Here is a 24,285-nt window from a genome sequence, read left to right as displayed (position 1 = left end):
AATCTCGACCTAACCGCGCCTCTCCCTTAAGGTAGGGCGCGAATAGACAACCGGCTGGCCAGGCACTCCTTGGCCGTCGACCCAAGACGGACGCTTATGAACCCGAATTTTCTTGATTTCGAACAGCCGATCGCTGACCTGCAAGCCAAGATCGAAGAGCTGCGCCTGGTCGGCAATGACAATTCGCTGAATATCGGCGATGAAATCGCTCGCCTGCAAGACAAGAGCAGCACGCTTACCGAAGACATCTTCGGCAAGCTGACCAGCTGGCAGATCGCGCGCCTGGCCCGCCACCCGCGCCGTCCGTACACCCTGGACTACATCGACCATATCTTTACCGAGTTCGATGAGCTGCACGGCGACCGTCACTTCTCCGACGATGCCGCCATCGTGGGCGGTATCGCTCGCCTGGACGACCAGCCAGTGATGGTCATCGGTCACCAGAAAGGCCGTGAAGTGCGCGAGAAAGTCCGCCGCAACTTCGGCATGCCGCGCCCTGAAGGCTACCGCAAGGCCTGTCGCCTGATGGAAATGGCCGAGCGCTTCAAGATGCCGATCCTGACCTTCATCGACACCCCGGGGGCCTACCCGGGTATCGACGCTGAAGAGCGCAACCAGAGCGAAGCGATTGCCTGGAACCTGCGGGTGATGGCTCGCCTGAAGACGCCAATCATCGCTACCGTGATCGGCGAAGGCGGTTCCGGCGGCGCATTGGCGATTGGCGTCTGCGACCAGCTGAACATGCTGCAATATTCCACCTACGCGGTGATCTCGCCGGAAGGTTGCGCCTCGATCCTGTGGAAAACCGCCGAGAAGGCACCGGATGCCGCGGAGGCCATGGGCATCACTGCCGATCGCCTGAAAGGCCTGGGTATCGTGGACAAAGTGATCGCCGAGCCATTGGGCGGCGCCCACCGTGACCCGGCTGCCGCTGCCGCGACCATTCGTGCCGAACTCAGCTCGCAACTGGCGATGCTCAAGAAGTTCGACAACGAGGCGCTGCTGGCCCGTCGTTACGAGCGACTGATGAGCTACGGTCTCTAAGCCGACGCGTTACTAAATGTGGGAGCTGGCTTGTGTGGGAGCGGGCTTGCTCGCGAAGGCGGTGATTCAGTCAAGATAGTTGGCGACTGACACACTGCATTCGCGAGCAAGCCCGCTCCCACATTTGCCTTGTGTATGCTGGGTTATCGCATTCCAGATTGATGGCGTACTTTGCTATGAAGCCCACGTTAACCGCCAAGCTCCTGCAAGCCGTCGCGCCCTGGCGCTGCGCCCCGGCCTGGCATATCGCCTTCTCCGGCGGCCTCGACTCCACCGTCCTGCTGCACCTCCTGGCCACGCGGGCCAAAATCGACAAGCTCCCGCCACTCAGCGCTATCCATGTTCATCATGGGCTGCAAGCTGCGGCGGATGCGTGGCCGGCCCATTGCCAGTTCGTGTGCGACGCCTTGGGCGTGCCTTTGCGGGTGATCCGCGTGCAGGTGCAACCTGGCGCGAGCCTGGAGCGCGCGGCCCGTGACGCGCGGTATCAGGCGTTTGCCGAGGTCATCGGGGCGGGGGAGTTGCTGGTCACGGGCCAGCACCGTGACGATCAGGCAGAAACCTTACTGTTTCGGCTGTTGCGTGGGGCTGGCGTGCGTGGCCTGGCGGCAATGCCCGCGCAGCGCCCTTTGGCAGATGGCTATCTGGTGCGACCCTTGTTGGATGTGTCTCGCGCCGAGCTTGAAGCCTACGCCCGTGAACATCAATTGACCTGGATCGAAGACCCGTCGAACGCTGATCCGCGTTTCTCCCGCAATTACCTGCGCCACCATGTTTTCCCGCAGTTGACCGAACGTTGGCCCCAAGCCGTCAGCACCATGGCCCGCTGCGCCGAACATCTGAGCGAAGCCCACGGCTTGCTCGACGAACTGGCGCAGATGGACCTGCTGGCCGCCAGCCAGCACCCGGTGTTTCCCTGGCTGGCATTGCCTTCGCTGACCCTTGAACCGCTTGCCGCGCTCTCCGAGGCCCGCCAGCGCAACGCACTTAGGCACTGGCTGACACCGCTGACACGCTTGCCCGATAGCGACCACTGGACCGGCTGGGCGACCTTGCGCGACGCCAAACACGATGCACAGCCACTGTGGCGCCTGGCCGACGGTCAATTGCACCGTTGTGGTGGGCTTATCTGGTGGTTACCTGCCAGTTGGTCGGAATTTTCTGACGCATCGGTGAGCTGGCCGCACCCGCAAAACCCACTACAGTTACCCGGTAACGGCCAAGTGCGCTTCAGCGGCAGTGCACCCGAAGGCCCCCTGAGCATCCGTTATCGCCAGGGCGGTGAAATCATGGAATTGCCAGGCCGGGGCCGGCGCGACCTGAAGCGCTTGCTTAACGAAAGTGCGGTGCCAGGCTTCATCCGTGGCAGATTGCCGCTGCTGTATCAGGGCCAGCAATTGCTGGCTGTGGCCAACCTGCCGGGGCTTGCGGCGGGTGGCGGTACCGGCTGGCAATTACATTGGATGCCACCAACCTGCGATCAAGGTTTGAGCTGATAGAGCCTTTCCGGTAGACTACGCTCCCTTCTTGATACAACTTCTGTGGATTCGCCTGAATCGCAGCAGTTGCCGATTACCAAGCAGTCTTTGCTGGGCGATTCCAAAAAATGTGTAGCGATCAACGTACCGGTGTTTCATTGCTGGTCTGTCACAACGCGGCGGTTTTTTTGAAAGGTGCACTGTGATTAATGCAGGTGATCGGGGGCTTCGGCCTTCCTTCGCTTTCCCCGGCGGCTCGGACCGCTTTAACGCAGACTTCTAGGGTTTTTCATGACGCGCTACATATTCGTCACGGGCGGTGTTGTTTCTTCATTGGGGAAAGGCATTGCCTCCGCTTCATTGGCGGCCATCCTGGAGGCGCGGGGACTTAAGGTCACCATGCTCAAGCTGGACCCGTACATCAACGTTGACCCGGGCACCATGAGCCCGTTCCAGCACGGTGAAGTGTTCGTCACTCACGACGGCGCCGAGACCGACCTGGACCTGGGCCACTACGAGCGGTTCATCCGCACGACCATGACCCAGAACAACAACTTCACCACCGGCCGTGTCTACGAGCACGTGCTGCGCAAGGAGCGCCGTGGTGACTACCTGGGTGCAACCATCCAGGTGATCCCGCACATCACCGACGAAATCAAGCGCCGCATCATCAAGGGTGCAGGCGATGCCGACGTGGCGATGGTCGAGATCGGTGGCACCGTAGGTGACATCGAGTCCCAACCGTTCCTCGAAGCCATCCGCCAGTTGCGTTTCGAAGTCGGCGCCAAGCGCGCGATGCTGATGCACCTGACACTGGTGCCGTACATCGCCACCGCCGGCGAAACCAAAACCAAGCCTACCCAGCACTCGGTCAAGGAACTGCGTTCCATCGGCCTGCAGCCGGACGTGCTGGTTTGCCGCTCCGACCACGCGATCGACATCGCGTCCCGTCGCAAGATCGCCCAGTTCACCAACGTTGAAGAACGTGCGGTAATCGCCCTGGAAGACGCCGACACCATCTACAAGATCCCGGGCATCCTGCATTCCCAGGGCCTGGATGATTTTGTCGTCGAGCGCTTCGGCCTGCAGTGTGGCGGCGCCGATCTGTCCGAGTGGGAAGCCGTGGTCGACGCCAAGCTCAACCCTGAGCATGAAGTCACCATCGCCATGGTCGGCAAGTACATGGAGCTGCTGGATGCCTACAAGTCGCTGATCGAAGCGATGAGCCACGCGGGCATCAGCAACCGTACCAAGGTCAACCTGCGCTACATCGACTCCGAAGACATCGAGAACCAGGGCACCGCGCTGCTGGAAGGCGTTGACGCCATCCTGGTTCCGGGCGGCTTCGGTCTGCGTGGCGTGGAAGGCAAGATCACTGCCGTCCAGTACGCTCGTGAGAACAAGGTGCCGTACCTGGGGATCTGCCTGGGCATGCAAGTGGCGGTCATCGAGTTCGCCCGTAACGTGATGGGCTGGAAAGACGCCAACTCCACCGAGTTCGATCGCACCAGCGGTCATCCGGTCGTGGGCCTGATCACCGAGTGGGAAGATGCCACCGGCGCCGTCGAAACCCGTACCGAAGCCTCCGACCTGGGCGGCACCATGCGCCTCGGCGCGCAGGATTGCCTGCTGGAGCCGGGGTCCCTGGTTCACGATTGCTACGGCAAGGACGTGATTGTCGAGCGTCACCGTCACCGCTACGAAGTGAACAACAACCTGCTGCCGAAAATCATGGAAGCCGGCCTGAAAATCTCCGGTCGTTCCGGTGATGGCGCGCTGGTTGAAGTGGTTGAAGCACCGGATCATCCATGGTTCGTGGCTTGCCAGTTCCACCCGGAGTTCACCTCGACCCCGCGCGACGGTCACCCGTTGTTCAGCGGCTTCGTTAAAGCAGCACTGACGCAACATCAGAAGAAGGCGTAAACCTGATGGCCCAGAAGATCATTCGCGTAGGCGACATCGAGATTGCCAACGACAAGCCCATGGTGCTGTTCGGCGGCATGAACGTGCTGGAAAGCCGCGACATGGCGATGCAGGTCTGTGAAGAGTACGTGAAGGTGACCGAGAAACTCGGTATCCCCTACGTGTTCAAGGCCAGCTTCGACAAGGCCAACCGTTCGTCCGTGACTTCCTACCGCGGCCCGGGCCTTGAAGAAGGCATGCGGATCTTCCAGGACATCAAGCAAGCCTTCGGCGTGCCGATCATCACCGACGTCCACGAGCCTGAGCAGGCAGCCGTGGTTGCCGAGGTGTGCGACATCATCCAGTTGCCGGCCTTCCTGTCGCGCCAGACCGACCTCGTGGTCGCGATGGCCAAGACCGGCGCTGTGATCAATATCAAGAAAGCCCAGTTCCTCGCGCCTCAGGAAATGAAACATATCCTGAACAAGTGCGTGGAAGCGGGTAACGACCAGTTGATCCTCTGCGAGCGTGGTTCGAGCTTCGGCTACAACAACCTCGTGGTGGACATGCTCGGTTTCGGCATCATGAAACAGTTCGAATACCCAGTGTTCTTCGACGTGACCCACGCGCTGCAAATGCCCGGTGGTCGCGCCGATTCCGCTGGCGGGCGCCGTGCCCAGGTACTGGACCTGGCCAAGGCCGGCATCAGCCAGTCCCTGGCAGGTTTGTTCCTGGAAGCCCACCCGGACCCGGACAACGCCAAGTGCGACGGCCCATGCGCCCTGCGCCTGGACAAGCTGGAGCCATTCCTGGCCCAGTTGAAGCAGTTGGACGACCTGGTCAAGAGTTTTCCGACGGTAGAGACCGCGTAAGCGCCATTTCTCCGGTAGACTTTCCCTCGCTTTACGCTCAGGCCCGCAGGCCTGAGCCTTGTCGCCTGCAAGCCTGCCCGTTGTTCCACCCTTGCGGTCGGTCAAAAGATTTCCTTCAGCTGCGTCGTTTTCGTCAACTTTGGAGTGTTTACAACAATGGCAAAAATCGTCGACATCAAAGGTCGTGAAGTTCTCGACTCCCGTGGCAACCCTACCGTCGAAGCCGACGTGCTTCTCGATAACGGCATCATCGGCAGCGCCTGCGCGCCGTCCGGTGCTTCCACAGGTTCCCGCGAAGCACTGGAACTGCGTGATGGCGACAAGAGCCGTTACCTGGGCAAGGGTGTACTCAAGGCGGTGGCCAACATCAATGGCCCGATTCGCGACCTGCTGCTGGGCAAGGATCCACTTGACCAGAAAGCCCTCGATCACGCGATGATCAAGCTCGACGGTACCGAAAACAAAGGCAGCCTGGGCGCCAACGCCATCCTCGCCGTGTCCCTGGCCGCTGCCAAGGCCGCTGCACAGGACCAGGACCTGCCGCTGTACGCCCACATCGCCAACCTGAACGGCACTCCGGGTGTCTACTCGATGCCGGTTCCGATGATGAACATCATCAACGGTGGCGAGCACGCTGATAACAACGTCGACATCCAGGAATTCATGGTGCAGCCGGTTGGCGCCAAGACCTTCTCCGAAGGCCTGCGCATGGGCACCGAGATTTTCCATCACCTCAAGGCTGTGCTGAAGGCCCGTGGCCTGAGCACTGCAGTGGGTGACGAAGGTGGTTTCGCGCCGAACCTGGCGTCCAACGAAGACGCACTGAAAGTGATCTCCGAAGCCGTGGCCAATGCTGGCTACAAGCTGGGCACCGACGTGACCCTGGCCCTGGACTGCGCGGCCAGCGAATTCTACGAAGACGGCAAGTACAACCTGTCCGGCGAAGGCCACGTGTTCACCTCGGAAGGTTTTGCTGACTACCTCAAGGGCCTGACCGAGCGCTACCCGATCATCTCGATCGAAGACGGCCTGGACGAGTCCGACTGGGCTGGCTGGAAAGTGTTGACCGACAAGATCGGCGAGAAGATCCAGCTGGTGGGCGACGACCTGTTCGTGACCAACACCAAGATCCTGAAAGAAGGCATCGACAAAAAGATCGCCAACTCGATCCTGATCAAGTTCAACCAGATCGGCACCCTGACCGAAACCCTGGAAGCCATCCAGATGGCCAAGGCTGCGGGCTACACCGCCGTGATCTCCCACCGCTCCGGCGAAACCGAAGACTCGACCATTGCCGACCTGGCCGTAGGCACTTCGGCTGGGCAGATCAAGACCGGTTCCCTGTGCCGTTCCGATCGCGTTTCCAAGTACAACCAATTGCTGCGTATCGAAGAGCAACTGGGCGGCAAAGCCAAGTACAACGGTCGCAGCGAGTTTCGCGGCTGATTGTTAAATGGTAAAAGGTCAGCGGATTACGTCGGAAAAATCACGGCAGCGTGAATTTCGGCGCTAATCTCATGACTAACAAGCACAAGCCTGGTTTTTCCAGGCTTCGTGCTATCAGTTGCTGCAAAAGTTTTGCATGGCTGTCTTTTTTCACTGGATACCCGATATTCGATGCGCAGTCCCAATTGGTTGTTCCTCGTCTTGCTCTTGCTGCTGGCTGGCCTGCAGTACCGCCTTTGGGTGGGGAATGGCAGCTTGGCGCAGGTCACCGAACTGACCCAGCAAATTGCCGCACAGCACGCCGAAAACGAGGTGTTGCTGGAGCGCAATCGCGTGCTCGATGCCGAAGTACTTGAATTGAAAAAAGGCATGGAGACCGTTGAAGAGCGGGCTCGCCATGAGTTGGGCATGGTCAAGGAGGGCGAAACCCTCTACCAGTTGGCCCAATGAGCATTTCGTCACCGGCCTTCTGGGCCGTGATTCCTGCCGCGGGCGTGGGTGCCCGTATGGCCGCGGACCGTCCCAAGCAGTACTTGCAATTGGGTGGGCGCACTATTCTCGAACACAGCCTTGGCTGTTTCCTCGATCATCCGGGCCTCAAGGGGCTGGTGGTCAGCGTTGCGATGGATGACCCTTACTGGCCGACCCTGGCTTGCGCCACCGACCCACGCATTGTGCGCGTTGACGGCGGCGAAGAGCGCTCGGGTTCGGTGCTCAATGCCTTGCTTTACCTGCACGGCCAGGGCGCGAGCGATGACGATTGGGTGCTGGTGCATGACGCCGCCCGGCCGAACCTCAGCCGCGATGACCTGGACAAGTTGCTCTTTGAACTGGCCGACGACAGCGTGGGTGGGCTGCTGGCCGTGCCGGCGCGGGACACCCTCAAGCGCGCCGACAAGCACGGGCGCGTGTTGGAAACGGTTGATCGCACGCCGATCTGGCAGGCCTACACCCCGCAGATGTTCCACCTTGGCGCGCTGCACCGGGCCTTGGCCGACAGCCTGGTCTCGGACGTGGTCATCACCGACGAAGCCTCGGCCATGGAATGGGCCGGGCATGCGCCTCGCCTGATCGAAGGCCGTTCCGACAACCTCAAGGTCACCCGCCCGGAAGACCTTGAATGGCTGCGCCAGCGTCGGGCCTTCCAGTCTTCCTGACGGTCACACCGTCATCTGTTCAACCCCGGCCGGGGTCTTGAACTCATCCACCAGTGCCTGAATGCTGTCGAACGGTTTGCCGTCCACGGCCCAACCGGGCGCGCTGATGGCGTATCGGCCGCCCTGTTGATCGATCCTGAAATGGCGTACGTCGCCTCGCCGTGAACGGTAGTGAAGGTGTGCCGGTGTCGTGACGGTGGCCGGGGTCAGCATGAACTGGCCTGGCTTGGTCAGCAGCGTCTGTGGCGTCCTGGCCTGGGGCTGGGAGGGGGCGGGCGCCGGTTGCGCCGGGCGTTGCAAGCTGGCGCGGTCCACCCGCAGGACCAGGTTGGCCTTGACCGTTCCCTCACCCTTGCCGATGCCCAGGCTGGCGGTGCGTCCCGTGTCCACTTCGACGCCGAGGTGCCCGCCAGCCGCTGCATCCTCGATCCGCAGGCCGATGCTGCCGGTGAGTTCGGCGATCCCCGGAATCCCTTTGTAGGTATTGGTATGGCTGTCGCCCACCAGTGCGACCCATTTGCCCGGGCGCGGCTTGGTGGTCTGGATCCATTGAATCACCTCGGTGGCGTAGAAGTTCATCATGCGCTGGCGCAAGTTGTCGGCGGTGTCGGGCAGGTCGCGCAGCATGTAGCTGACAGTGCAGTCGATCGGCTGGATTTTGATCCCGGCGTCACGGGCTGCGGTGACGATGTTGACGAACGAGTAGTGCCGGTCGCGCAACGGCGGGTAGATGTTGTTGAGGAAGCCTTTGAGTTCCTCGGGCATCACCGCGCTTCGGGTACGGTAGAACGCCTTGAGCAAGGGCATGTGTACATCCGTCAGCAGATGCTCGAAATAGAGGCGTTTGACCCCCTCGCTGGCCAACAGCGGCATGTTGTTGATCAGGAACGCCTTGCTCGACAGGGCTCCATGGCTTTCGCCGATCACCAGGCCGTCGCTGGCGTGCAGCAGTTTTTGAATGATGGTCGGCTGCGATTCATTCAGGCTGAGCCTTGGAAGCACGGGCCGCATCGGTGAAAACGACAAGTTGGCAAAGAATATCGTGGCATCTTCAGACAGCTTGGTTCTTTTCTCGAAAAACAACTTGCGGGTGTCTTTCACCGGCTGGGCACCGCTGCCCACGGGTTCAAGGTTTTCCGAAAACGAACTGGTGTCGGTGAGCATCTCCGAAACGGTCTCGCGTGCGGGGGGTGGCATCTCGTAGGCACTGTAGAACGTCGAGTGTTGCGGGCCGCCGAACAGCGTGTAGACCCTTTGCCAGGCATTGCGAAATGCGCCTCCGCCGGCCAGCCCGGCCGTGCGCCACTTCAGGTCGGCGCTCTGGATGGCATACAGGCCGGTGGATTGCAGCGTGTTTGGCGCGTTGGGAGCCATTACGAACAGTTCGAAGAAGCCTGATTCATTGGGGGTCTTGTAGGTCAGGTACAGGTCGCCGTGAATCCGGATGGTCTGCAGGCCGCCGGGAGTCATCCGTGGGCTCAGGGTGCGCGTCTCGGTGTTGGCCGCCATGGAGGTTTCGTTGATGGCGCTGACGCTGATCCGGCCCGCATCCTGGCGTACTGCCGGGCCCAGGGTGGGGCGCAGGCTTTCGAGGCCCTTGAGCCCCTTGGACACGCCATGGGCGACCACCGGCAGCGCGTTAAGGGCGCCGAATACAATGCGCTCCTTCGCGTGGGGTTTGCCGCGCAGCAGGTCGTCGGCACCCACCACCATTTCAGTCGCGCCGGAGGTCAGGAAGCAAAATTCCGCCAATAGCGCGTTGCCCATGGCCAGTGCCACGGGAACCGCCAGAATGCAGGCTTTTTCCAGGGCATCCAGGGTGTCGGCCTTGAGCGTATCCAGAGGCGAAATAAAGCTTCGCGCCGCTACTTTTGCAAGGCGTACCCTGATCTGCCGGGCGATGAACTCAAACGGGTTACTGCCCAGTGCCGGATACATCGGGTTATTGATGTACTGCTCGGGATCCCAGTAGTTATCGGCCCGCAGGCTGTTGAACAACCCCGGGGAGGTTGCCGGCTTCGGAAACACCGCCATCCCCACCAGTGCCTCCTCCACGCCGCTGTAGATCAGGCCGGAGTCGATGGCGTCCTCGTCGAAGTGTTGGGTCAGCGCCTTGCGTTGAGTGGCGTCCCTTGCCGTTTTCACCAGCCAACTGCGCATGTCTGCCGGGTTATTGAACCCATGGAAGGGCGAGGAGTTGCCCGGGATATAGAGCAGGGTCACCTGGCTTTGGTTATCGGTGATGGTCAGGATGTCGGTGGATTCGCTGTTGTGAACGCGCAATAGCCGCAGGGACAGGTTTGGGTCGAGGCGATAGGGCTCCTGGAAATCCTCCAGGGTGAGGTTGTCGTGGTTCTTGTCGATGCCGATTCCCGCCGCCCGTGCCGCCAGCTGTCTCTCTGCCACGGTCAGGGTGAACTCATGGAACTGTTCCAGATAGGCTTTGGTGAACGCGATGCGCATCAGGGTGTTGTAGTTTTCCCGGTGGCTGTTCCAGAACTTGCCGATCGCCTCGTCGTAGGTTTGTTCGAAATGGCTTGAGTTAACGATGTGCCTGAAGGTTTTTGGTGAAATCTGCAGCTGCGTGCTCGGGTCGTAAATCTGGGGCTGGCTTTGCAGATACAGCGCCTCATAACGCCTTGGCGGGATCCAGCCCGAGACGATGAACTCTTCGTTGAACATTGCCGGAATCCGGTTATCCATCAAGCGCGGCAGCTCGCTGACAATATTGAAATAAGGTGCAGTGGTGGAAAACCCGGTGGTATTGAGCATGCCGCCCGAGGGCTGGGGCGCATTGCAGACCATGGCCTCGGTCAGCGACATCGACTGGATCACCACGGCGGTGAAGGCCGCATTGGGGTTGTCGGTGTTGTATTCGAGGGTGGCGAGGAGGGTGGTATCCGGGTCGAACTCGACCTGGCTGAGGGGCTGTACCCGCTCGCGGATCAACTGGGCGGCGATTTGCGAAGGTACGGGGAAATCCGCCAGGACCTTGCGAACGAAATGACTGATGCGCTGGAGTTGCGGGCCGTTGGTTATCATGGAGGTGCCTGGTTACGCAGTAAAAAAGGCTATTTACCGGCACTCAGGCGCTGCATGGGCGGTAGCTGTCTATCGCAGGTAGACGGGATGGTTGCCCAGGCCCTCCTTGAGAAAGTCCACCAGTTTTCGCACCTTGGGCGAAAGGTGGCGTTGTTGTGGGTACAGCGCCCAAACCGCGGTGTTGGGCGGTTGATGGGCTTCGAGTAACGACACCAGTGCGCCGCTGTGCAAATGCTCCAGCACGTAATAGTCCGGCAACTGGCAAAGACCGACACCTTGCAGGGCCGCATCCAGCACCGCTTGCCCGCTGTTGCAGCGCCAGTTTCCCTGTACCCGCTGGGAAAATTCGCGCCCGTCCTGGGCCAGTTGCCAAATATCCGAGCTGCCGATCAGGCAGTTATGCCGGCTTAACTCCGACAAGCTATGTGGCCGCCCGTACCTGGCCAGGTAGGACGGTGACGCGCACAGGTACATACGCCGCGGTGCGAGGCGGCTGGCAACCATGCGCGAATCCGCCAGGCGCCCGAGGCGAATCGCCAGGTCCAGGCCTTCGTGCACCAGGTCCAGCTGGCGGTTGGTCAATTCCACGTCCACGCGCAATTGCGGATAAAGCGCCATGAACCGCGTCACCAGCGGCACGATAAAACGCTCGCCGTAAGCCACTGCGCAGGTCATGCGCAACATTCCCTTGGGCTCGCTGGCCAGGTCGCCCACGGCGCGCAAGGCTTCTTCGCGACCGTCCTGCAATCGCTGGCAATGTTGCAGGAAGGTCTGGCCGGCTTCGGTCAATGTCACCTTGCGCGTGCTGCGATACAGCAAGCGTGTTTGCAGGCGCTCTTCCAGTCGCGCGACCTGGCGGCTGATATGGGACGACGACACGCCCAGGCGCTCGGCGGCCGCGGTGAATTGGCTGCATTCGGCCACGGCGACGAACTCGTCGATGCCCTCCCAGCGGTTTTCCAGCATGCTGATTGTCCCTGTACGGCAATAATGTTTTGCTTTTGTCTGGATTATTAATCAGATGAGCATGTTTTACACTGCCGGCCTTACGTTTTTAACCCGATGGAGAAACCGGATGATCAAGTCCCGCGCGGCCGTAGCCTTCGAAGCCAAGAAACCCCTCGAGATCGTTGAAGTGGATGTGGCCATGCCCAAGGCGGGCGAGGTGCTGTTGCGGGTGGTGGCGTCCGGTGTGTGCCATACCGATGCCTACACCCTGTCTGGCGCGGACCCGGAAGGCATTTTCCCGTCGATCCTCGGCCACGAAGGCGGCGCCGTGGTTGAAGCCATCGGCGAAGGCGTGACCTCGGTGGCGGTGGGCGACCACGTGATCCCGCTGTACACCCCGGAATGCGGCAAGTGCAAATTCTGCCTGTCGGGCAAGACCAACCTCTGCCAGGCGATTCGCGCCACCCAGGGCAAAGGCCTGATGCCAGATGGCACCTCGCGCTTTTCCTACAAGGGCCAGCCGATTTTCCACTACATGGGCACTTCGACCTTCTCCGAATACACCGTGCTGCCGGAAATCTCCGTGGCGAAGATTCCCAAAGAAGCGCCGCTGGAAAAAGTCTGCCTGCTGGGCTGTGGTGTCACCACCGGTATCGGTGCAGTGATCAACACCGCCAAGGTCAAGCCAGGCGACACCGTGGCCATCTTCGGCCTGGGCGGCATCGGCCTGTCGGCGGTGATCGGCGCGGTGAAAGCCAAGGCCGGCCGCATCATTGCCATCGACATCAACCCGGCCAAGTTTGAAATCGCCAGGCAGCTGGGTGCCACCGACTGCATCAACCCGAAAGACTACGACCGCCCGATCCAGGACGTGATCGTCGATTTGACCGACGGCGGCGTCGACTTTTCCTTCGAGTGCATCGGCAATGTCCAACTGATGCGTGCGGCCCTTGAGTGCTGCCACAAAGGTTGGGGCGAGTCGGTGATCATCGGCGTGGCCGGCGCCGGCCAGGAAATTGCTACCCGTCCGTTCCAGCTGGTCACCGGCCGCGTCTGGCGCGGTTCGGCGTTCGGCGGCGTGCGCGGTCGCAGCGAGTTGCCAAGCTATGTGGAAATGGCCCAGGCCGGTGAAATCCCGCTGGATACGTTCATCACCCACACCATGGGCCTGGAAGATATCAACAAGGCGTTTGACCTGATGCATGAAGGCAAGAGCATCCGCACCGTTATTCACTTCTGAGGTCGGCCATGAGTCTGGAAAACCTGTCGTGCCAGAAAAGCTTCGGCGGCTGGCATAAACGCTACAAGCATCATTCCGACGTGCTGGGTTGCGACATGACCTTCGCCGTGTACCTGCCGCCGCAAGCGGAGCAGGGCGGCAAATTGCCGGTGCTGTACTGGCTGTCGGGGCTGACCTGCACCGATGAGAACTTCATGCAGAAGGCCGGCGCGCAACGCATGGCAGCCGAGCTGGGGTTGATCATTGTTGCGCCGGACACCAGCCCGCGCGGCCCCGGTGTGCCGGGTGATCCGGACAACGCCTGGGACTTTGGCCTGGGCGCCGGTTTCTACCTGAACGCCACCCAGGAGCCCTGGGCCCAGCACTATCGGATGCATGACTACGTGGTGCAGGAGTTGCCGGCATTGGTCGAGGCGCATTTCCCGGCGTCGGCCAAACGCGGGATCAGCGGCCACTCCATGGGCGGCCACGGCGCGCTGGTGTGTGCCTTGCGCAACCCGGGGCGTTATCAGTCGGTGTCGGCGTTCTCGCCGATCAACAACCCGATGGATTGCCCGTGGGGCCAGAAGGCATTCTCCCGCTACCTGGGCGAAGAGCGCTCGAAATGGCGCGAATGGGATGCCTGCGTGTTGATCAGCGAAGCCTCGGAAAAGCTGCCATTGCTGGTGGACCAGGGCGACCGCGACGATTTCCTCGCGGTGCAGCTCAAGCCTGAAGCGTTGCAACAGGCGGCCAGGGCGGCGAACCATCCGCTGGAGCTGCGCCTGCAACCGGGCTATGACCACAGCTACTTCTTTATCGCCAGCTTCATCGAAGACCATTTACGCCATCACGCGCGCGCTTTGCTCGGTTAATGTGAGGCAAAAGTAGGTAGAATCACGCCCTGAATTAAATCGGGGCGTTTTTTTATGCGTATTGGCCACGGCTATGATGTGCACCGTTTCGCCGAAGGCGATTTCATCACCCTGGGCGGCGTGCGGATCGCGCACCACCACGGGTTGCTGGCTCATTCCGACGGCGACGTGGTGCTGCATGCCTTGAGCGATGCCTTGCTCGGCGCAGCTGCGTTGGGCGACATCGGCAAGCACTTTCCGGACACCGACCCGACCTTCAAGGGCGCGGACAGCCGTGTGCTGTTGCGTCACGTGGTCGGCTTGATCCATGCCAAGGGCTGGAAGGTCGGCAACGTCGACAACACCATCGTCGCCCAGGCGCCCAAGATGGCCCCGCATATCGAAACGATGCGCGCGCTGATTGCCGCGGATCTTCAAGTTGAGTTGGATCAAGTGAACGTAAAAGCCACCACCACCGAAAAGCTCGGGTTTACCGGTCGCGAAGAGGGCATTGCCGTGCACTCCGTTGCCTTGTTGCTGCGCGCATGAATGATCTGCAACTGCTGGGCCCGCGTGCCTATGGCGAGGCCTTGGGCAGCGCTGTTCTGAAGGCCACCGCTGAAGACTTCCAGGTGGATGAAGTGCTGGATATCCCGCTGACCGGCGAGGGTGAACACCTGTGGTTGTGGGTGGAAAAGCGCGGCCTGAATACCGAAGAGGCGGCGCGGCGGATTGCCAAGGCGGCGGGAGTGCCGTTGCGTACCGTCAGCTACGCCGGGCTCAAGGACCGCCAGGCGCTGACACGCCAGTGGTTCAGCGTGCAGTTGCCGGGCAAGGCGGACCCGGACCTGAGCGCGGCTGAAAACGACACCCTGAAGATCCTCAAGACCGGCCGTCACAAGCGCAAGCTGCAGCGCGGCGCGCATTCGGCCAACGGCTTTACCTTGCGCCTGACCCAGTTTGCCGGGGATGCGGCGGCCATCGACGCCCGCCTGCAACTGATCGCCCGGCAAGGCATTCCCAACTATTTCGGCGCCCAGCGTTTCGGCCATAACGGCGGCAACGTCGTCGATGCCCGTGACTGGGCGGCGCGCAAGGCCTTGCCGGAGCAGCGCAATGTGCGTTCGCGCCTGCTCTCGACGGCCCGCAGCTTCCTGTTCAATAAAGTGCTGGCGGCGCGGGTGGCCGACGGTTCCTGGCAGCGCGCCCAGGTCGGTGACTTGCTGGCGTTTACCGACAGCCGCAGCTTTTTCCCGGCGGGGGAGGCTGAATGCAGCGACCCGCGCCTGGCAATCCTCGACCTGCATCCCACCGGCCCGCAGTGGGGCGAAGGTGATTCGCCGGCGGCGGGAGCAACCTTCGCGCTGGAACAGGCGATTGCCGACGGTGAAGCCGAACTGCGGGATTGGCTGGTGAATGCCGGCATGAGCCAGGAACGTCGCATTCTTCGACTGCCCATTGGCGGGTTGACGTGGCATTATCCCGAACCTGACATTCTGCAATTGGAATTCGTCCTGCCGGCTGGATGCTTCGCCACTGTCTTGGTGCGCGAGCTTGTAGATCTGGTGCCGGTGGGGCAGACGGACAGCCCATGCGTATTCTGATATCTAACGACGACGGGGTCACTGCACCCGGCCTTGCCGCGCTTCATGCTGCGCTGGCGGATTACGCCGAGTGCGTGGTGGTTGCCCCGGACCAGGACAAAAGCGGCGCCAGCAGCTCGCTGACGCTCGACCGTCCGTTGCATACACAGACGTTGCCCAACGGCTTTATCAGCGTGAATGGCACGCCGACCGACTGCGTGCACCTGGCGATCAACAGCCTGCTGGACCGCGAGCCGGACCTGGTGGTTTCCGGGATCAACCTGGGCGCCAACCTGGGTGACGACGTGCTGTATTCCGGTACGGTGGCGGCAGCCCTTGAAGGGCGCTTCCTCGGTCGGACCTCGTTCGCTTTTTCGTTTGCGTCCCGTCAACTGGACAACCTGGCGACTGCGGCGTATTTCGCCCGCAAGCTGGTGGAGGCCCATGACACCCTGGTCCTGCCGCCGCGCACGGTGCTCAACGTCAATATTCCCAATCTGCCCCTGGACCACATTCGCGGTATCCAGCTGACCCGCCTCGGCCACCGTGCCCGTGCGGCAGCGCCGCTGAAGGTGGTCGACCCGCGTGGCAGGGAAGGGTACTGGATTGCCGCTGCCGGCGATGCCGAGGACGGTGGCGAGGGCACGGACTTTCATGCGGTGATGCAAGGTTATGTCTCGATTACCCCGTTGCAACTTGATCGCACCTTCAGTGATGCCTTCAGTAGCCTCGATGGCTGGCTGGAGGGGCTGCGCTGATGGCTCGTGAACAAGACGACCTGCTGCGCCGGGGCATCGGGATGACCTCCCAGCGCACCCGCGAGCGATTGATCCAGCGCCTGTATGAAGAAGGGCTGTCCAATGCCCAGGTGCTGGAAGTCATCCGGCGTACCCCGCGGCATCTGTTTGTCGATGAAGCCCTGGCGCACCGCGCCTATGAAGACACAGCCTTGCCCATCGGCCACAACCAGACCATCTCCCAGCCCTATATGGTGGCGCGGATGAGTGAGTTGCTGCTGGCGGCGGGCCCGCTGGACAAGGTGCTGGAAATCGGCACCGGCTCCGGCTACCAGACGGCCGTGTTGTCGCAGCTGGTGGAGCGGGTGTTTTCCGTGGAGCGCATCAAGGTGTTGCAAGACCGGGCCAAGGAACGCCTGGTGGAGTTGAACCTGCGCAACGTGGTGTTCCGTTGGGGTGATGGCTGGGAAGGCTGGCCGGCACTGGCGCCATACAACGGCATTATCGTCACCGCGGTGGCGACCGACGTGCCCCAGGCCTTGCTCGATCAACTGGCTCCCGGCGGGCGCCTGGTGATTCCGGTGGGCGCCGGCGAAGTGCAACAATTAATGTTGATCATTCGCGAGGAAGAGGGCTTTTCCCGGCATGTGCTCGGCGCCGTGCGTTTTGTCCCGCTGCTCAACGGTCCGCTGGCCTGATCAATTATTCCTGCGTACTGAATTCTATTGCCGGGTATGTGTCTTACAGCGGGGTCTGTTGAGTCCACATCATCAGCCGTCGGAGTTAAACATGATGAAATTTTCTTTAGAGTCGTGTTTCCAGTAAAAACCCAACGGCCAGTTATACTTGCGTCATATTTCAAGCCTGATACAGGCGTTCATAGTCAGCCACCACAAAGGGAGCGGCGGGTGAGTCTCACGGTCATTGCACAGCGTATGAGTCAAACAAGCTTTCAGCGACTGGTGATTGGCCTTGTCTTGAGTTCCTTGCTGGCGGCTTGTTCAAGCACGCCATCCGGTGGTGCGCGGGTGGTCGACCGCAATAATGCGGTACCGCAGAAACCTACCGTTACCACTGGCCAATACGTCGTGCGCAAGGGCGATACGATGTTCTCGATCGCCTTTCGTTATGGCTGGGATTACAAGGCGCTCGCCGCCCGTAACAACATCCCTGTGCCGTACACGATACATCCAGGTCAGACCATTCGTTTCGATGGACGAACCGGTTCAACACCGACCGCGGTTGTCACAAACACGGCTTCTTCGCCGTCGTCTTCGAGCAAGACCACCATCATCACCCGGCCTGCAGGCACCGCCGCGCCTAGCGTTGCGAGCAAGCCGGCACCTGCGCCGATGCCGCCGGCGGGGCCTGCACCGACCGGCTGGGGATGGCCCTCAAATGGCATCCTTATTGGAAAATTCTCTTCAAACGGTAGTTTGAATAAAGGCATTGATATCGCCGGGGATTTGGGACAGCCTGTTTTAGCTGCGTCTGATGGGACAGTGGTATACGCCGGGAGTGGTTTACGGGGCTACGGCGAGCTGGTCATCATCAAACACAGCGATACCTACGTCAGTGCCTACGGTCACAACCGCAGGCTGTTGGTTCGGGAGGGGCAGCAGGTCAAAGTCGGACAGACAATTGCCGAAATGGGGTCAACTGGTACAGACCGGGTGAAACTGCACTTTGAGATTCGCCGCCAAGGGAAGCCTGTTGATCCGCTGCAATTCCTTCCCCGTCGTTGATGTGTTGCACAGCCTGTTCCTCACGTAGTAGGAACAGGCTCCAGCGTTGCCAAGGATAAAGGCGTCGCTTGAGCTTGAGGTCGAACTCACCAAAGGACTATAACAATGGCTCTCAGTAAAGAAGCGCCGGAGTTTGACATCGACGATGAGGTTCTCCTTATGGAGACTGTCATCGATACGGAATCGATGTCGAATGAGGGACCTGCTGTACCTTCAGTTCGCACCAAATCCAAGAACTCCACCGCGTTAAAGCAACACAAGTACATTGATTACACACGGGCGCTCGACGCGACTCAGTTGTACCTCAATGAAATCGGCTTTTCCCCTCTGCTCACTCCCGAAGAAGAAGTCCATTTTGCGCGCTTGTCGCAAAAGGGCGATCCGGCTGGGCGCAAGCGCATGATTGAAAGCAACCTGCGACTGGTGGTGAAAATCGCCCGACGCTACGTCAATCGTGGGCTGTCCCTGTTGGACTTGATCGAGGAAGGCAATCTCGGCCTGATCCGGGCGGTGGAAAAGTTCGACCCTGAGCGGGGCTTCCGCTTTTCGACCTACGCCACCTGGTGGATTCGTCAGACCATCGAACGGGCGATCATGAATCAGACCCGTACGATCCGGTTGCCGATCCATGTGGTCAAGGAGCTCAACGTCTACCTGCGGGCGGCGCGTGAGCTGACACAGAAACTCGATCATGAACCTTCGCCTGAAGAAATCGCCAACCTGCTGGAAAAACCGGTGGGAGAGGTCAAGCGCATGCTCGGTCTCAATGAGCGGGTGTCTTCCGTCGATGTCTCGCTGGGTCCGGATTCGGATAAAACCCTGCTGGACACCCTGACCGATGATCGTCCTACGGACCCATGTGAGTTGCTGCAGGACGACGATCTGTCGCAAAGCATCGACCAGTGGCTTTCGGAGCTGACGGACAAACAGCGTGAGGTGGTGATTCGCCGCTTCGGGCTGCGCGGCCACGAAAGCAGCACCCTGGAAGATGTTGGCCTGGAGATTGGCTTGACCCGTGAGCGGGTGCGGCAGATCCAGGTCGAGGGCCTCAAGCGCTTGCGCGAGATCCTCGAGAAGAATGGCTTGTCGAGTGAGTCGTTGTTTCAATAAGCGACGCAGGATGAAATGTGGGAGCGGGCTTGCTCGCGAATACGGTGTTTCAGTCAGCCTATCTGGCGACTGATTCACCGCTTTCGCGAGCAAGCCCGCTCCCACATTTTTTTGTGCATGGAATTACATCGTGTGATTGGCAAATCCCGAGCACAAAAAAAGCCCCTCTTTGCTCGTTCCCACGCTCTGCGTGGGAATGCAGCCCRGGACGCTCCGCGTCCCAAAGCGTGAYGCAGAGCGTCACAAGAGGCATTCCCACGCAGAGCGTAGGAACGAGCGGGCACAAAAAAGCCCCGCTTTTGAGGGCGGGGCTTTTCGACTAAATCAGTACAAGTTAGATAACTTGAACTTCTTCAGCTTGCATGCCTTTCTGACCGCGGGTAGCGATGAAAGAAACCTGTTGGCCTTCTTTCAGGCTTTTGAAGCCGTCGGATTGGATAGCTTTGAAGTGAACGAACAGGTCGTCACCGGATTGTGGAGTGATGAAGCCGAAGCCTTTTTCATCGTTGAACCACTTAACGGTACCAGTTTGGCGATTAGACATGGTGTATCTCCTTGGACAAAGTTAACTGCGACTCAGGAAAAGCCCTGGCCGAGACTGAGTGCAAAGAGCAGGAAAAATTCTTGGAGATGGTTGGATCGAAATTCAACATATCGTGTAGAGATTCTCAGTGACACAAGCAGCACAGTGGCGCCACCTTAACCCTTTTTCCGGAACGTGCCAATGGTATTTCCGAAGGTTTCTCTATTTTCGTGACTGGCGGCACCCTGATACCGCACCAACACCCCACGATTGAAGGTGCGCCCCGCCCAGCAGGGGCTGCGCGGCGCCAAGAAAAACAGCCGCCCCTTTGAACCACGGGGCCAGCCCCGGTAAGATGCCCAACAGAATTTTTTCACCTCGCTATTCAGGACACCCGCCATGAGCATCAAATCGGACAAGTGGATTCGCCGCATGGCGCAAGAGCACGGCATGATCGAGCCCTTCGTGGAGCGCCAGATGCGTGGCGAAGGCGCTGAGCGGCTGATCTCGTTCGGGGTTTCCAGCTACGGCTACGACGTACGCTGCGCCGATGAGTTCAAGGTGTTCACCAACATCAACTCGGCAACCGTCGATCCGAAAAACTTCGACGAAAAAAGCTTCGTCGACGTCAAGAGCGACGTCTGCATCATCCCGCCAAACTCCTTTGCCCTGGCGCGCACCGTCGAATTCTTCCGTATCCCGCGTAATGTCCTGACTATCTGCCTGGGCAAAAGCACCTACGCGCGCTGCGGCATCATCGTCAACGTGACGCCGCTGGAGCCGGAATGGGAAGGGCACGTCACCCTGGAGTTCTCCAACACCACCACCTTGCCGGCAAAAATCTACGCCAACGAAGGCGTGGCGCAGATGCTGTTCTTCGAATCCGACGAAGAGTGCGAAGTGTCCTATAAGGACCGTGGCGGCAAGTATCAGGGCCAGCGCGGCGTCACTCTCCCACGCACTTGATCGAATCGTCTTACAGGCTAAGGGAATTTGTCAGCGGGCATGCACTCTATTGGGTGTACTGCCCCGACGCGTGCACAACGCGCCGGGCCACGCTTGAGGAGTCCCCTATGAAGCTCGATCCGCGAATCAGCGCCGAACTCGCCCGGCTTGAACCCAACCAGATTGGTGTGATGGCCTGGTCCTTGATGGCCGATCCCGCCGCAGGCGGCATTCCCGGCCAGCCAGGTCCCGATGATCCCTGGCCCAACCAGCCTGAAGAGCCTGGCGAACCCACTCTCCCTGACGAACCGCCTCCCGCCCCTGTGGCCTGATTTCCTGCACGTGTCGCCAATGGTCAGTTGCTCAACGCACTGGCCATACTTCCTGGTCTCCGATCACGAAGATCCGGCTGCCTTCTTCCTGCGTCACTGAATAACCCCCGGTAAAAGCGCCGAACGCCGGTAGCAGGCTGACTTGGTTGCCGATCAGGAAGCACGGCAGGCGCAAGCTTTGCCGGCCCTTGCCCCGCAGGCGATACACCGGATGCACGTGCCCGGCCAGCACATGGTGGCTGGCATGGGCGTCGGGCTCGTGCTGCAAGGCAAACGGGCCCATCAGCAAGGGTTCGGTCACCACCTCAATGTTCAGATCGCCAGGCGGGTCGCCGGCGCGTTTGTCGTGGTTGCCGCGAATCAGCGTGAGCGCCACGCCTGCATGACGCTCACGCCAGGCTCTCAGGGCGTTCAGGGTGCCGCTGGCGTGAGAGCCAGGCCCGTGGAGAAAGTCGCCGAGAAAGATCACCTGCGCGCCGGGGAAAGCCGCCAACAACCGGTCCAGGCACTGCAGGTTGGCCGTCGTCGTGCCCTGTGGCACTGGCTGGCCCAGGCTGCGATAGGCCGACGCCTTGCCAAAATGCGCGTCGGCGATCAGCAGGCACTTTCTCGCAGGCCAGTACACCGCCTTGTCCGCCAGCAACCACAGCGCTTCTTCCGCCAGATGTATCGGGTAATGAGCGGGCATCAGGGCTTCCCGTTATCGGCGACTTTTTCCAGATCCTTGACCATCCGCGCAATCCGCTCCGAGAGTTTTTCCGAGCTCAGGCTTTCCCGAAAACGTTCCACCAGCAGCGGAAAGGCCAACGGCGTAGGCCGTTTGATGCGATGCAGGTCCAGTTTCAGCCCAGACAGGTGGCGCAAGGTCTCTTCCAGGCGACGAATATCCAGCTCATCCCGCAGGACTTCTTCCCCGGCCTGGGTCAGCAGCAGGTTCTGCGGGTCATATTGCTTGAATACTTCAAAGAACAAACCGCTGGAAGCCTGGACCTGACGCGTACTTTTCGGCGCGCCCGGATAGCCTGCGAACACCAGCCCGGCGATCCGCGCGATCTCGCGAAAACGTCGCAGGGCCAGCTCACCGGCATTCAGGCTGGCTACCACGTCATCCAGCAGATGATCCGCGCTCAGCAGTTCGCCGCCCAATAACTCAGGCCAATCCACTTCGGTGGCACTCAGCAGTTCCAGCCCATAGTCATTGACCGCAATCGAGAACGTCACCGCCTGCCGCCGGCTGACGCGCCAAGCCAGCAGGCTCGCCAGCCCCAGATGCACCTGGCGCCCGGCAAACGGATACAGGAACAGATGCCAGCCTTCCCGTGACTTGAGGGCCTCGGCCAGCAAGTGATCGCGGGTCGGCAGTCCGGACCAGCGCAGTTGGGTTTCCAGCAAGGGTTGCACCGCTTGCATCTCCGGGCCGAGATAGTGACCGTGGGCAGCCGCATCAAAGCGCTCGACCACCGCCTGGGCCAGCTCGTTGGAAAGAGGCATGCGCCCGCCGTTCCAGCGTGGCACGGCAGCCTTTTTCGCGGTGCTGCGCTTCACATAAGCAGTCATGTTTTCCACCCGTACCAACTCCAGCAAGCGGCCGGCGAACAGGAAACCATCCCCTGGCTTCAGTCGTGCAATAAAGCCTTCCTCGACACTGCCCAGGGTCTTGCCACCGCCGCCTTTGCTCCAGAATTTCAGCTGGATGCTGGCGTCGCTGACGATCGTACCCACGCTCATGCGATGGCGCCGCGCCAGGCGTGCGTCGGGGACGCGCCAGATGCCGTGTTCGTCCGGCTCGACCCGGCGGTAATCCGGGTAGGCCGTCAGCGACAGGCCACCATGGCGCACGAAGCCCAGGGCCCAGGCCCAGTCTGCTGCGCTCAGGTCACGATAGGCCCACGCGGTGCGCACCTCCGCCAGCAGCTCATCCGGCACAAAGCCGCCGCCCAGCGCCATGCTCACCAGATGCTGCACCAGCACATCCAACGGCTTGTGAGGCGACTGGCGCGCTTCTATGCGCCGTTCAGCGATGGCGTCCTGCGCGGCAGCGGCTTCCACCATTTCCAGGCTGTGGGTTGGCACCAGCGTGACCCGCGAAGGCCGGCCCGGTGCGTGGCCGGAGCGCCCTGCGCGCTGCATCAGCCGGGCTACGCCCTTGGCGGAGCCAATCTGCAGTACCCGTTCCACCGGCAGGAAATCTACCCCCAGGTCCAGGCTCGACGTACACACCACGGCCTTCAGTTGCCCCTCCTTCAGGGCTCGCTCCACCCAGTCCCGGGTTTCCCGGGACAGCGAGCCGTGGTGCAGGGCAATCACTCCGGCCCAGTCGGGGCGCGCGTCGAGCAGGGCCTGGTACCAGATTTCCGATTGTGCCCGTGTGTTGGTAAACACCAGGCAACTGCTGCTGGCATCAACTTCGGCCACCACTTGCGGGAGCATTTTCAGGCCGATATGGCCGGCCCACGGAAAGCGCTCGATAACCGGTGGCAACAGGGTGTCTACTCGCAACTGTTTGGTGGTTTGGCCTTGGACGTTGATCCCGCCGCCTTGTGGGATCAACACCTCCAACGCGTGGGCCTGATTACCCAGGGTTGCGGAAATGCCCCACACAATCAGGTCGGGGTGCCATTGCCGAAGGCGGGCGAGGGCCAGTTGCAATTGCACGCCGCGTTTGTTGCCGATCAGTTCGTGCCATTCGTCCACTACCACCATGCGCAGGTGCGACAGGCTGGCCTGGCTGTCGGCGCGGGCGAGCATCAGCGTGAGGCTTTCCGGGGTGGTGATCAGGGTGGTGGGCAGACGGCGGGTTTGGCGGGCGCGTTCGCTGCTGCTGGTGTCGCCGGTGCGCAGGCCGACGGTCCAGGGGATTTTCAGTGACTCGAGCGGGGCCTCAAGGGCGCGGGCGGTGTCGGCGGCCAAGGCGCGCATTGGGGTGATCCACAGGACGGCCAGCGGTTCGGCGGGGGCTTTGCGTTTGCGGGGCGTGGTTTCGGTGATGGCGAAGCGGTTGAGGGCGGCGAACCACAGGGCGTAGGTTTTCCCGGCGCCGGTGCTGGCGTGGAGCAGTCCCGACTGGCCTTCCTTGACTGCGTGCCATACGTCTTTTTGGAAGGCGAACGGTTTCCAGCCCTTGGCGGTGAACCAGTCTTTGGCGAAGTTGGGGGATTTGGCCATGCTTGGGGCTCTGGGGGGGTAATTCAGAGACCTTTGGGGTGGGGGAAAGGTTTAACTGCGATTTTTTTTGGGGGGGGGTGTATATCCGTTATTTAGGTAACGGCTGCTTATGGTTCCGCTCTTACAGCGGGTCACTTTTGGCAAACGCCCCAAAAGTAACCAAAAGGTCTTTGCCCCACCACT

General features: G+C 60.9%; 22 protein-coding genes. 17 read left to right on the top strand and 5 right to left on the bottom strand.

The features are described 5' to 3' along the window. Positions 1 to 96: 96 nt before the first annotated feature. The 7 genes from A462_RS26275 (at position 97) to ispD (ending at position 7,899) form a co-directional block, all read left to right on the top strand. On the top strand, positions 97 to 1,044 hold the full coding sequence (locus tag A462_RS26275; RefSeq protein ID WP_003219302.1) for an acetyl-CoA carboxylase carboxyltransferase subunit alpha: 948 nt from the start codon (positions 97 to 99) through the stop codon (positions 1,042 to 1,044). Positions 1,045 to 1,220: 176 nt separating this feature from the next. Then, positions 1,221 to 2,540, top strand: a complete 1,320-nt coding sequence (gene tilS / locus A462_RS26280; protein ID WP_008432219.1) for a tRNA lysidine(34) synthetase TilS — start codon at positions 1,221 to 1,223, stop codon at positions 2,538 to 2,540. A 273-nt stretch (positions 2,541 to 2,813) separates the two neighbouring features. Continuing rightward, positions 2,814 to 4,445, top strand: coding sequence for a CTP synthase (locus A462_RS26285; RefSeq protein WP_003219298.1), 1,632 nt, complete (start codon positions 2,814 to 2,816; stop codon positions 4,443 to 4,445). Positions 4,446 to 4,450: 5 nt separating this feature from the next. Next, positions 4,451 to 5,296, top strand: coding sequence for a 3-deoxy-8-phosphooctulonate synthase (gene kdsA / locus A462_RS26290; RefSeq protein WP_003219295.1), 846 nt, complete (start codon positions 4,451 to 4,453; stop codon positions 5,294 to 5,296). A gap of 156 nt (positions 5,297 to 5,452) precedes the next feature. Beyond that, positions 5,453 to 6,742, top strand: a complete 1,290-nt coding sequence (gene eno / locus A462_RS26295; RefSeq protein WP_003219294.1) for a phosphopyruvate hydratase — start codon at positions 5,453 to 5,455, stop codon at positions 6,740 to 6,742. A gap of 171 nt (positions 6,743 to 6,913) precedes the next feature. Next, positions 6,914 to 7,192: a cell division protein FtsB gene (gene ftsB, locus A462_RS26300; RefSeq protein WP_003219292.1), complete on the top strand. Its 279-nt coding sequence runs from the start codon at positions 6,914 to 6,916 to the stop codon at positions 7,190 to 7,192. Further along, entirely contained in the window at positions 7,189 to 7,899 is a 711-nt protein-coding gene (gene ispD, locus A462_RS26305; RefSeq protein WP_008432218.1) for a 2-C-methyl-D-erythritol 4-phosphate cytidylyltransferase, read from the top strand. Before ftsB ends, ispD begins: the two co-directional genes overlap by 4 nt. A gap of 3 nt (positions 7,900 to 7,902) precedes the next feature. On the opposite strand, the gene A462_RS26310 is transcribed toward ispD, so the two are convergent. Both A462_RS26310 and A462_RS26315 read right to left on the bottom strand, forming a co-directional pair. Continuing rightward, entirely contained in the window at positions 7,903 to 10,941 is a 3,039-nt protein-coding gene (locus tag A462_RS26310) for a dermonecrotic toxin domain-containing protein (RefSeq protein ID WP_008432217.1), read from the bottom strand. A gap of 69 nt (positions 10,942 to 11,010) precedes the next feature. Further along, on the bottom strand, positions 11,011 to 11,907 hold the full coding sequence (locus A462_RS26315; protein ID WP_003219287.1) for a LysR substrate-binding domain-containing protein: 897 nt from the start codon (positions 11,905 to 11,907) through the stop codon (positions 11,011 to 11,013). A gap of 109 nt (positions 11,908 to 12,016) precedes the next feature. On the opposite strand from A462_RS26315, the gene A462_RS26320 reads away from it, so the two are divergent. The 8 genes from A462_RS26320 to rpoS all read left to right on the top strand — a co-directional run bounded on the left by A462_RS26320 (position 12,017) and on the right by rpoS (position 19,137). Next, complete coding sequence (locus tag A462_RS26320) at positions 12,017 to 13,129, top strand: S-(hydroxymethyl)glutathione dehydrogenase/class III alcohol dehydrogenase (protein ID WP_008432216.1); 1,113 nt, start codon at positions 12,017 to 12,019, stop codon at positions 13,127 to 13,129. A gap of 8 nt (positions 13,130 to 13,137) precedes the next feature. After that, positions 13,138 to 13,983, top strand: coding sequence for an S-formylglutathione hydrolase (fghA, locus tag A462_RS26325; protein WP_003219284.1), 846 nt, complete (start codon positions 13,138 to 13,140; stop codon positions 13,981 to 13,983). 54 nt (positions 13,984 to 14,037) lie between these two features. Then, the gene (gene ispF, locus A462_RS26330; protein WP_003219282.1) at positions 14,038 to 14,511 is read left to right on the top strand and encodes a 2-C-methyl-D-erythritol 2,4-cyclodiphosphate synthase; all 474 of its coding nucleotides are present in this window, start codon (positions 14,038 to 14,040) and stop codon (positions 14,509 to 14,511) included. Then, the gene (gene truD / locus A462_RS26335; protein ID WP_003219280.1) at positions 14,508 to 15,566 is read left to right on the top strand and encodes a tRNA pseudouridine(13) synthase TruD; all 1,059 of its coding nucleotides are present in this window, start codon (positions 14,508 to 14,510) and stop codon (positions 15,564 to 15,566) included. The genes ispF and truD overlap by 4 nt, the downstream gene beginning before the upstream one ends. Next, positions 15,554 to 16,303, top strand: a complete 750-nt coding sequence (surE, locus tag A462_RS26340) for a 5'/3'-nucleotidase SurE (protein WP_003219278.1) — start codon at positions 15,554 to 15,556, stop codon at positions 16,301 to 16,303. Before truD ends, surE begins: the two co-directional genes overlap by 13 nt. Before the next feature lie 41 nt (positions 16,304 to 16,344). Beyond that, complete coding sequence (locus A462_RS26345) at positions 16,345 to 16,980, top strand: protein-L-isoaspartate(D-aspartate) O-methyltransferase (protein ID WP_008432211.1); 636 nt, start codon at positions 16,345 to 16,347, stop codon at positions 16,978 to 16,980. 210 nt (positions 16,981 to 17,190) lie between these two features. Further along, positions 17,191 to 18,027 (top strand): peptidoglycan DD-metalloendopeptidase family protein, encoded by an 837-nt coding sequence (locus tag A462_RS0132315; RefSeq protein ID WP_032898924.1) that lies wholly within the window; start codon positions 17,191 to 17,193, stop codon positions 18,025 to 18,027. A gap of 105 nt (positions 18,028 to 18,132) precedes the next feature. Next, complete coding sequence (gene rpoS, locus A462_RS26350; RefSeq protein ID WP_003219274.1) at positions 18,133 to 19,137, top strand: RNA polymerase sigma factor RpoS; 1,005 nt, start codon at positions 18,133 to 18,135, stop codon at positions 19,135 to 19,137. Positions 19,138 to 19,471: 334 nt separating this feature from the next. On the opposite strand, the gene A462_RS26355 is transcribed toward rpoS, so the two are convergent. Further along, a complete protein-coding gene (locus A462_RS26355) occupies positions 19,472 to 19,681 on the bottom strand; it encodes a cold-shock protein (RefSeq protein ID WP_002554837.1) in 210 nt (69 codons plus the stop codon). A 378-nt stretch (positions 19,682 to 20,059) separates the two neighbouring features. Here A462_RS26355 and dcd point away from each other — a divergent pair, with 378 nt between their 5' ends. Beyond that, on the top strand, positions 20,060 to 20,626 hold the full coding sequence (gene dcd, locus A462_RS26360) for a dCTP deaminase (protein WP_003219273.1): 567 nt from the start codon (positions 20,060 to 20,062) through the stop codon (positions 20,624 to 20,626). 107 nt (positions 20,627 to 20,733) lie between these two features. Further along, a complete protein-coding gene (locus tag A462_RS26365) occupies positions 20,734 to 20,937 on the top strand; it encodes a hypothetical protein (RefSeq protein WP_003219272.1) in 204 nt (67 codons plus the stop codon). Between the two features lie 31 nt (positions 20,938 to 20,968). Here the strand turns inward: A462_RS26365 and pdeM are convergent, their stop codons facing one another. Both pdeM and A462_RS26375 read right to left on the bottom strand, forming a co-directional pair. Continuing rightward, positions 20,969 to 21,625, bottom strand: coding sequence for a ligase-associated DNA damage response endonuclease PdeM (gene pdeM / locus A462_RS26370; RefSeq protein ID WP_008432209.1), 657 nt, complete (start codon positions 21,623 to 21,625; stop codon positions 20,969 to 20,971). Beyond that, entirely contained in the window at positions 21,625 to 24,102 is a 2,478-nt protein-coding gene (locus tag A462_RS26375; protein WP_008432207.1) for a ligase-associated DNA damage response DEXH box helicase, read from the bottom strand. The genes pdeM and A462_RS26375 overlap by 1 nt, the downstream gene beginning before the upstream one ends. Between the last annotated feature and the right edge of the window lie 183 nt (positions 24,103 to 24,285).

This window comes from Pseudomonas sp. Ag1 (assembly GCF_000278565.1).
Lineage (GTDB): Bacteria > Pseudomonadota > Gammaproteobacteria > Pseudomonadales > Pseudomonadaceae > Aquipseudomonas.
The sequence above is the reverse complement of the archived record's forward strand: the minus strand, read 5'-3'. Positions and strand labels throughout refer to the sequence as shown.

What these genes read in the sequence shown, in the direction of transcription:
- A462_RS26375 (WP_008432207.1), bottom strand. Translation starts at nt 24,102, where the DNA reads ATGGCCAAATCCCCCAACTTCGCCAAAGACTGGTTCACCGCCAAGGGC.
- kdsA (WP_003219295.1), top strand. Translation starts at nt 4,451, where the DNA reads ATGGCCCAGAAGATCATTCGCGTAGGCGACATCGAGATTGCCAACGAC.
- tilS (WP_008432219.1), top strand. Translation starts at nt 1,221, where the DNA reads ATGAAGCCCACGTTAACCGCCAAGCTCCTGCAAGCCGTCGCGCCCTGG.
- truD (WP_003219280.1), top strand. Translation starts at nt 14,508, where the DNA reads ATGAATGATCTGCAACTGCTGGGCCCGCGTGCCTATGGCGAGGCCTTG.
- A462_RS26310 (WP_008432217.1), bottom strand. Translation starts at nt 10,941, where the DNA reads ATGATAACCAACGGCCCGCAACTCCAGCGCATCAGTCATTTCGTTCGC.
- A462_RS26355 (WP_002554837.1), bottom strand. Translation starts at nt 19,681, where the DNA reads ATGTCTAATCGCCAAACTGGTACCGTTAAGTGGTTCAACGATGAAAAA.
- A462_RS26345 (WP_008432211.1), top strand. Translation starts at nt 16,345, where the DNA reads ATGACCTCCCAGCGCACCCGCGAGCGATTGATCCAGCGCCTGTATGAA.
- A462_RS26315 (WP_003219287.1), bottom strand. Translation starts at nt 11,907, where the DNA reads ATGCTGGAAAACCGCTGGGAGGGCATCGACGAGTTCGTCGCCGTGGCC.
- ispD (WP_008432218.1), top strand. Translation starts at nt 7,189, where the DNA reads ATGAGCATTTCGTCACCGGCCTTCTGGGCCGTGATTCCTGCCGCGGGC.
- A462_RS26365 (WP_003219272.1), top strand. Translation starts at nt 20,734, where the DNA reads ATGAAGCTCGATCCGCGAATCAGCGCCGAACTCGCCCGGCTTGAACCC.
- A462_RS26275 (WP_003219302.1), top strand. Translation starts at nt 97, where the DNA reads ATGAACCCGAATTTTCTTGATTTCGAACAGCCGATCGCTGACCTGCAA.
- dcd (WP_003219273.1), top strand. Translation starts at nt 20,060, where the DNA reads ATGAGCATCAAATCGGACAAGTGGATTCGCCGCATGGCGCAAGAGCAC.
- A462_RS26285 (WP_003219298.1), top strand. Translation starts at nt 2,814, where the DNA reads ATGACGCGCTACATATTCGTCACGGGCGGTGTTGTTTCTTCATTGGGG.
- ispF (WP_003219282.1), top strand. Translation starts at nt 14,038, where the DNA reads ATGCGTATTGGCCACGGCTATGATGTGCACCGTTTCGCCGAAGGCGAT.
- ftsB (WP_003219292.1), top strand. Translation starts at nt 6,914, where the DNA reads ATGCGCAGTCCCAATTGGTTGTTCCTCGTCTTGCTCTTGCTGCTGGCT.
- rpoS (WP_003219274.1), top strand. Translation starts at nt 18,133, where the DNA reads ATGGCTCTCAGTAAAGAAGCGCCGGAGTTTGACATCGACGATGAGGTT.
- eno (WP_003219294.1), top strand. Translation starts at nt 5,453, where the DNA reads ATGGCAAAAATCGTCGACATCAAAGGTCGTGAAGTTCTCGACTCCCGT.
- fghA (WP_003219284.1), top strand. Translation starts at nt 13,138, where the DNA reads ATGAGTCTGGAAAACCTGTCGTGCCAGAAAAGCTTCGGCGGCTGGCAT.
- A462_RS26320 (WP_008432216.1), top strand. Translation starts at nt 12,017, where the DNA reads ATGATCAAGTCCCGCGCGGCCGTAGCCTTCGAAGCCAAGAAACCCCTC.
- pdeM (WP_008432209.1), bottom strand. Translation starts at nt 21,625, where the DNA reads ATGCCCGCTCATTACCCGATACATCTGGCGGAAGAAGCGCTGTGGTTG.
- surE (WP_003219278.1), top strand. Translation starts at nt 15,554, where the DNA reads ATGCGTATTCTGATATCTAACGACGACGGGGTCACTGCACCCGGCCTT.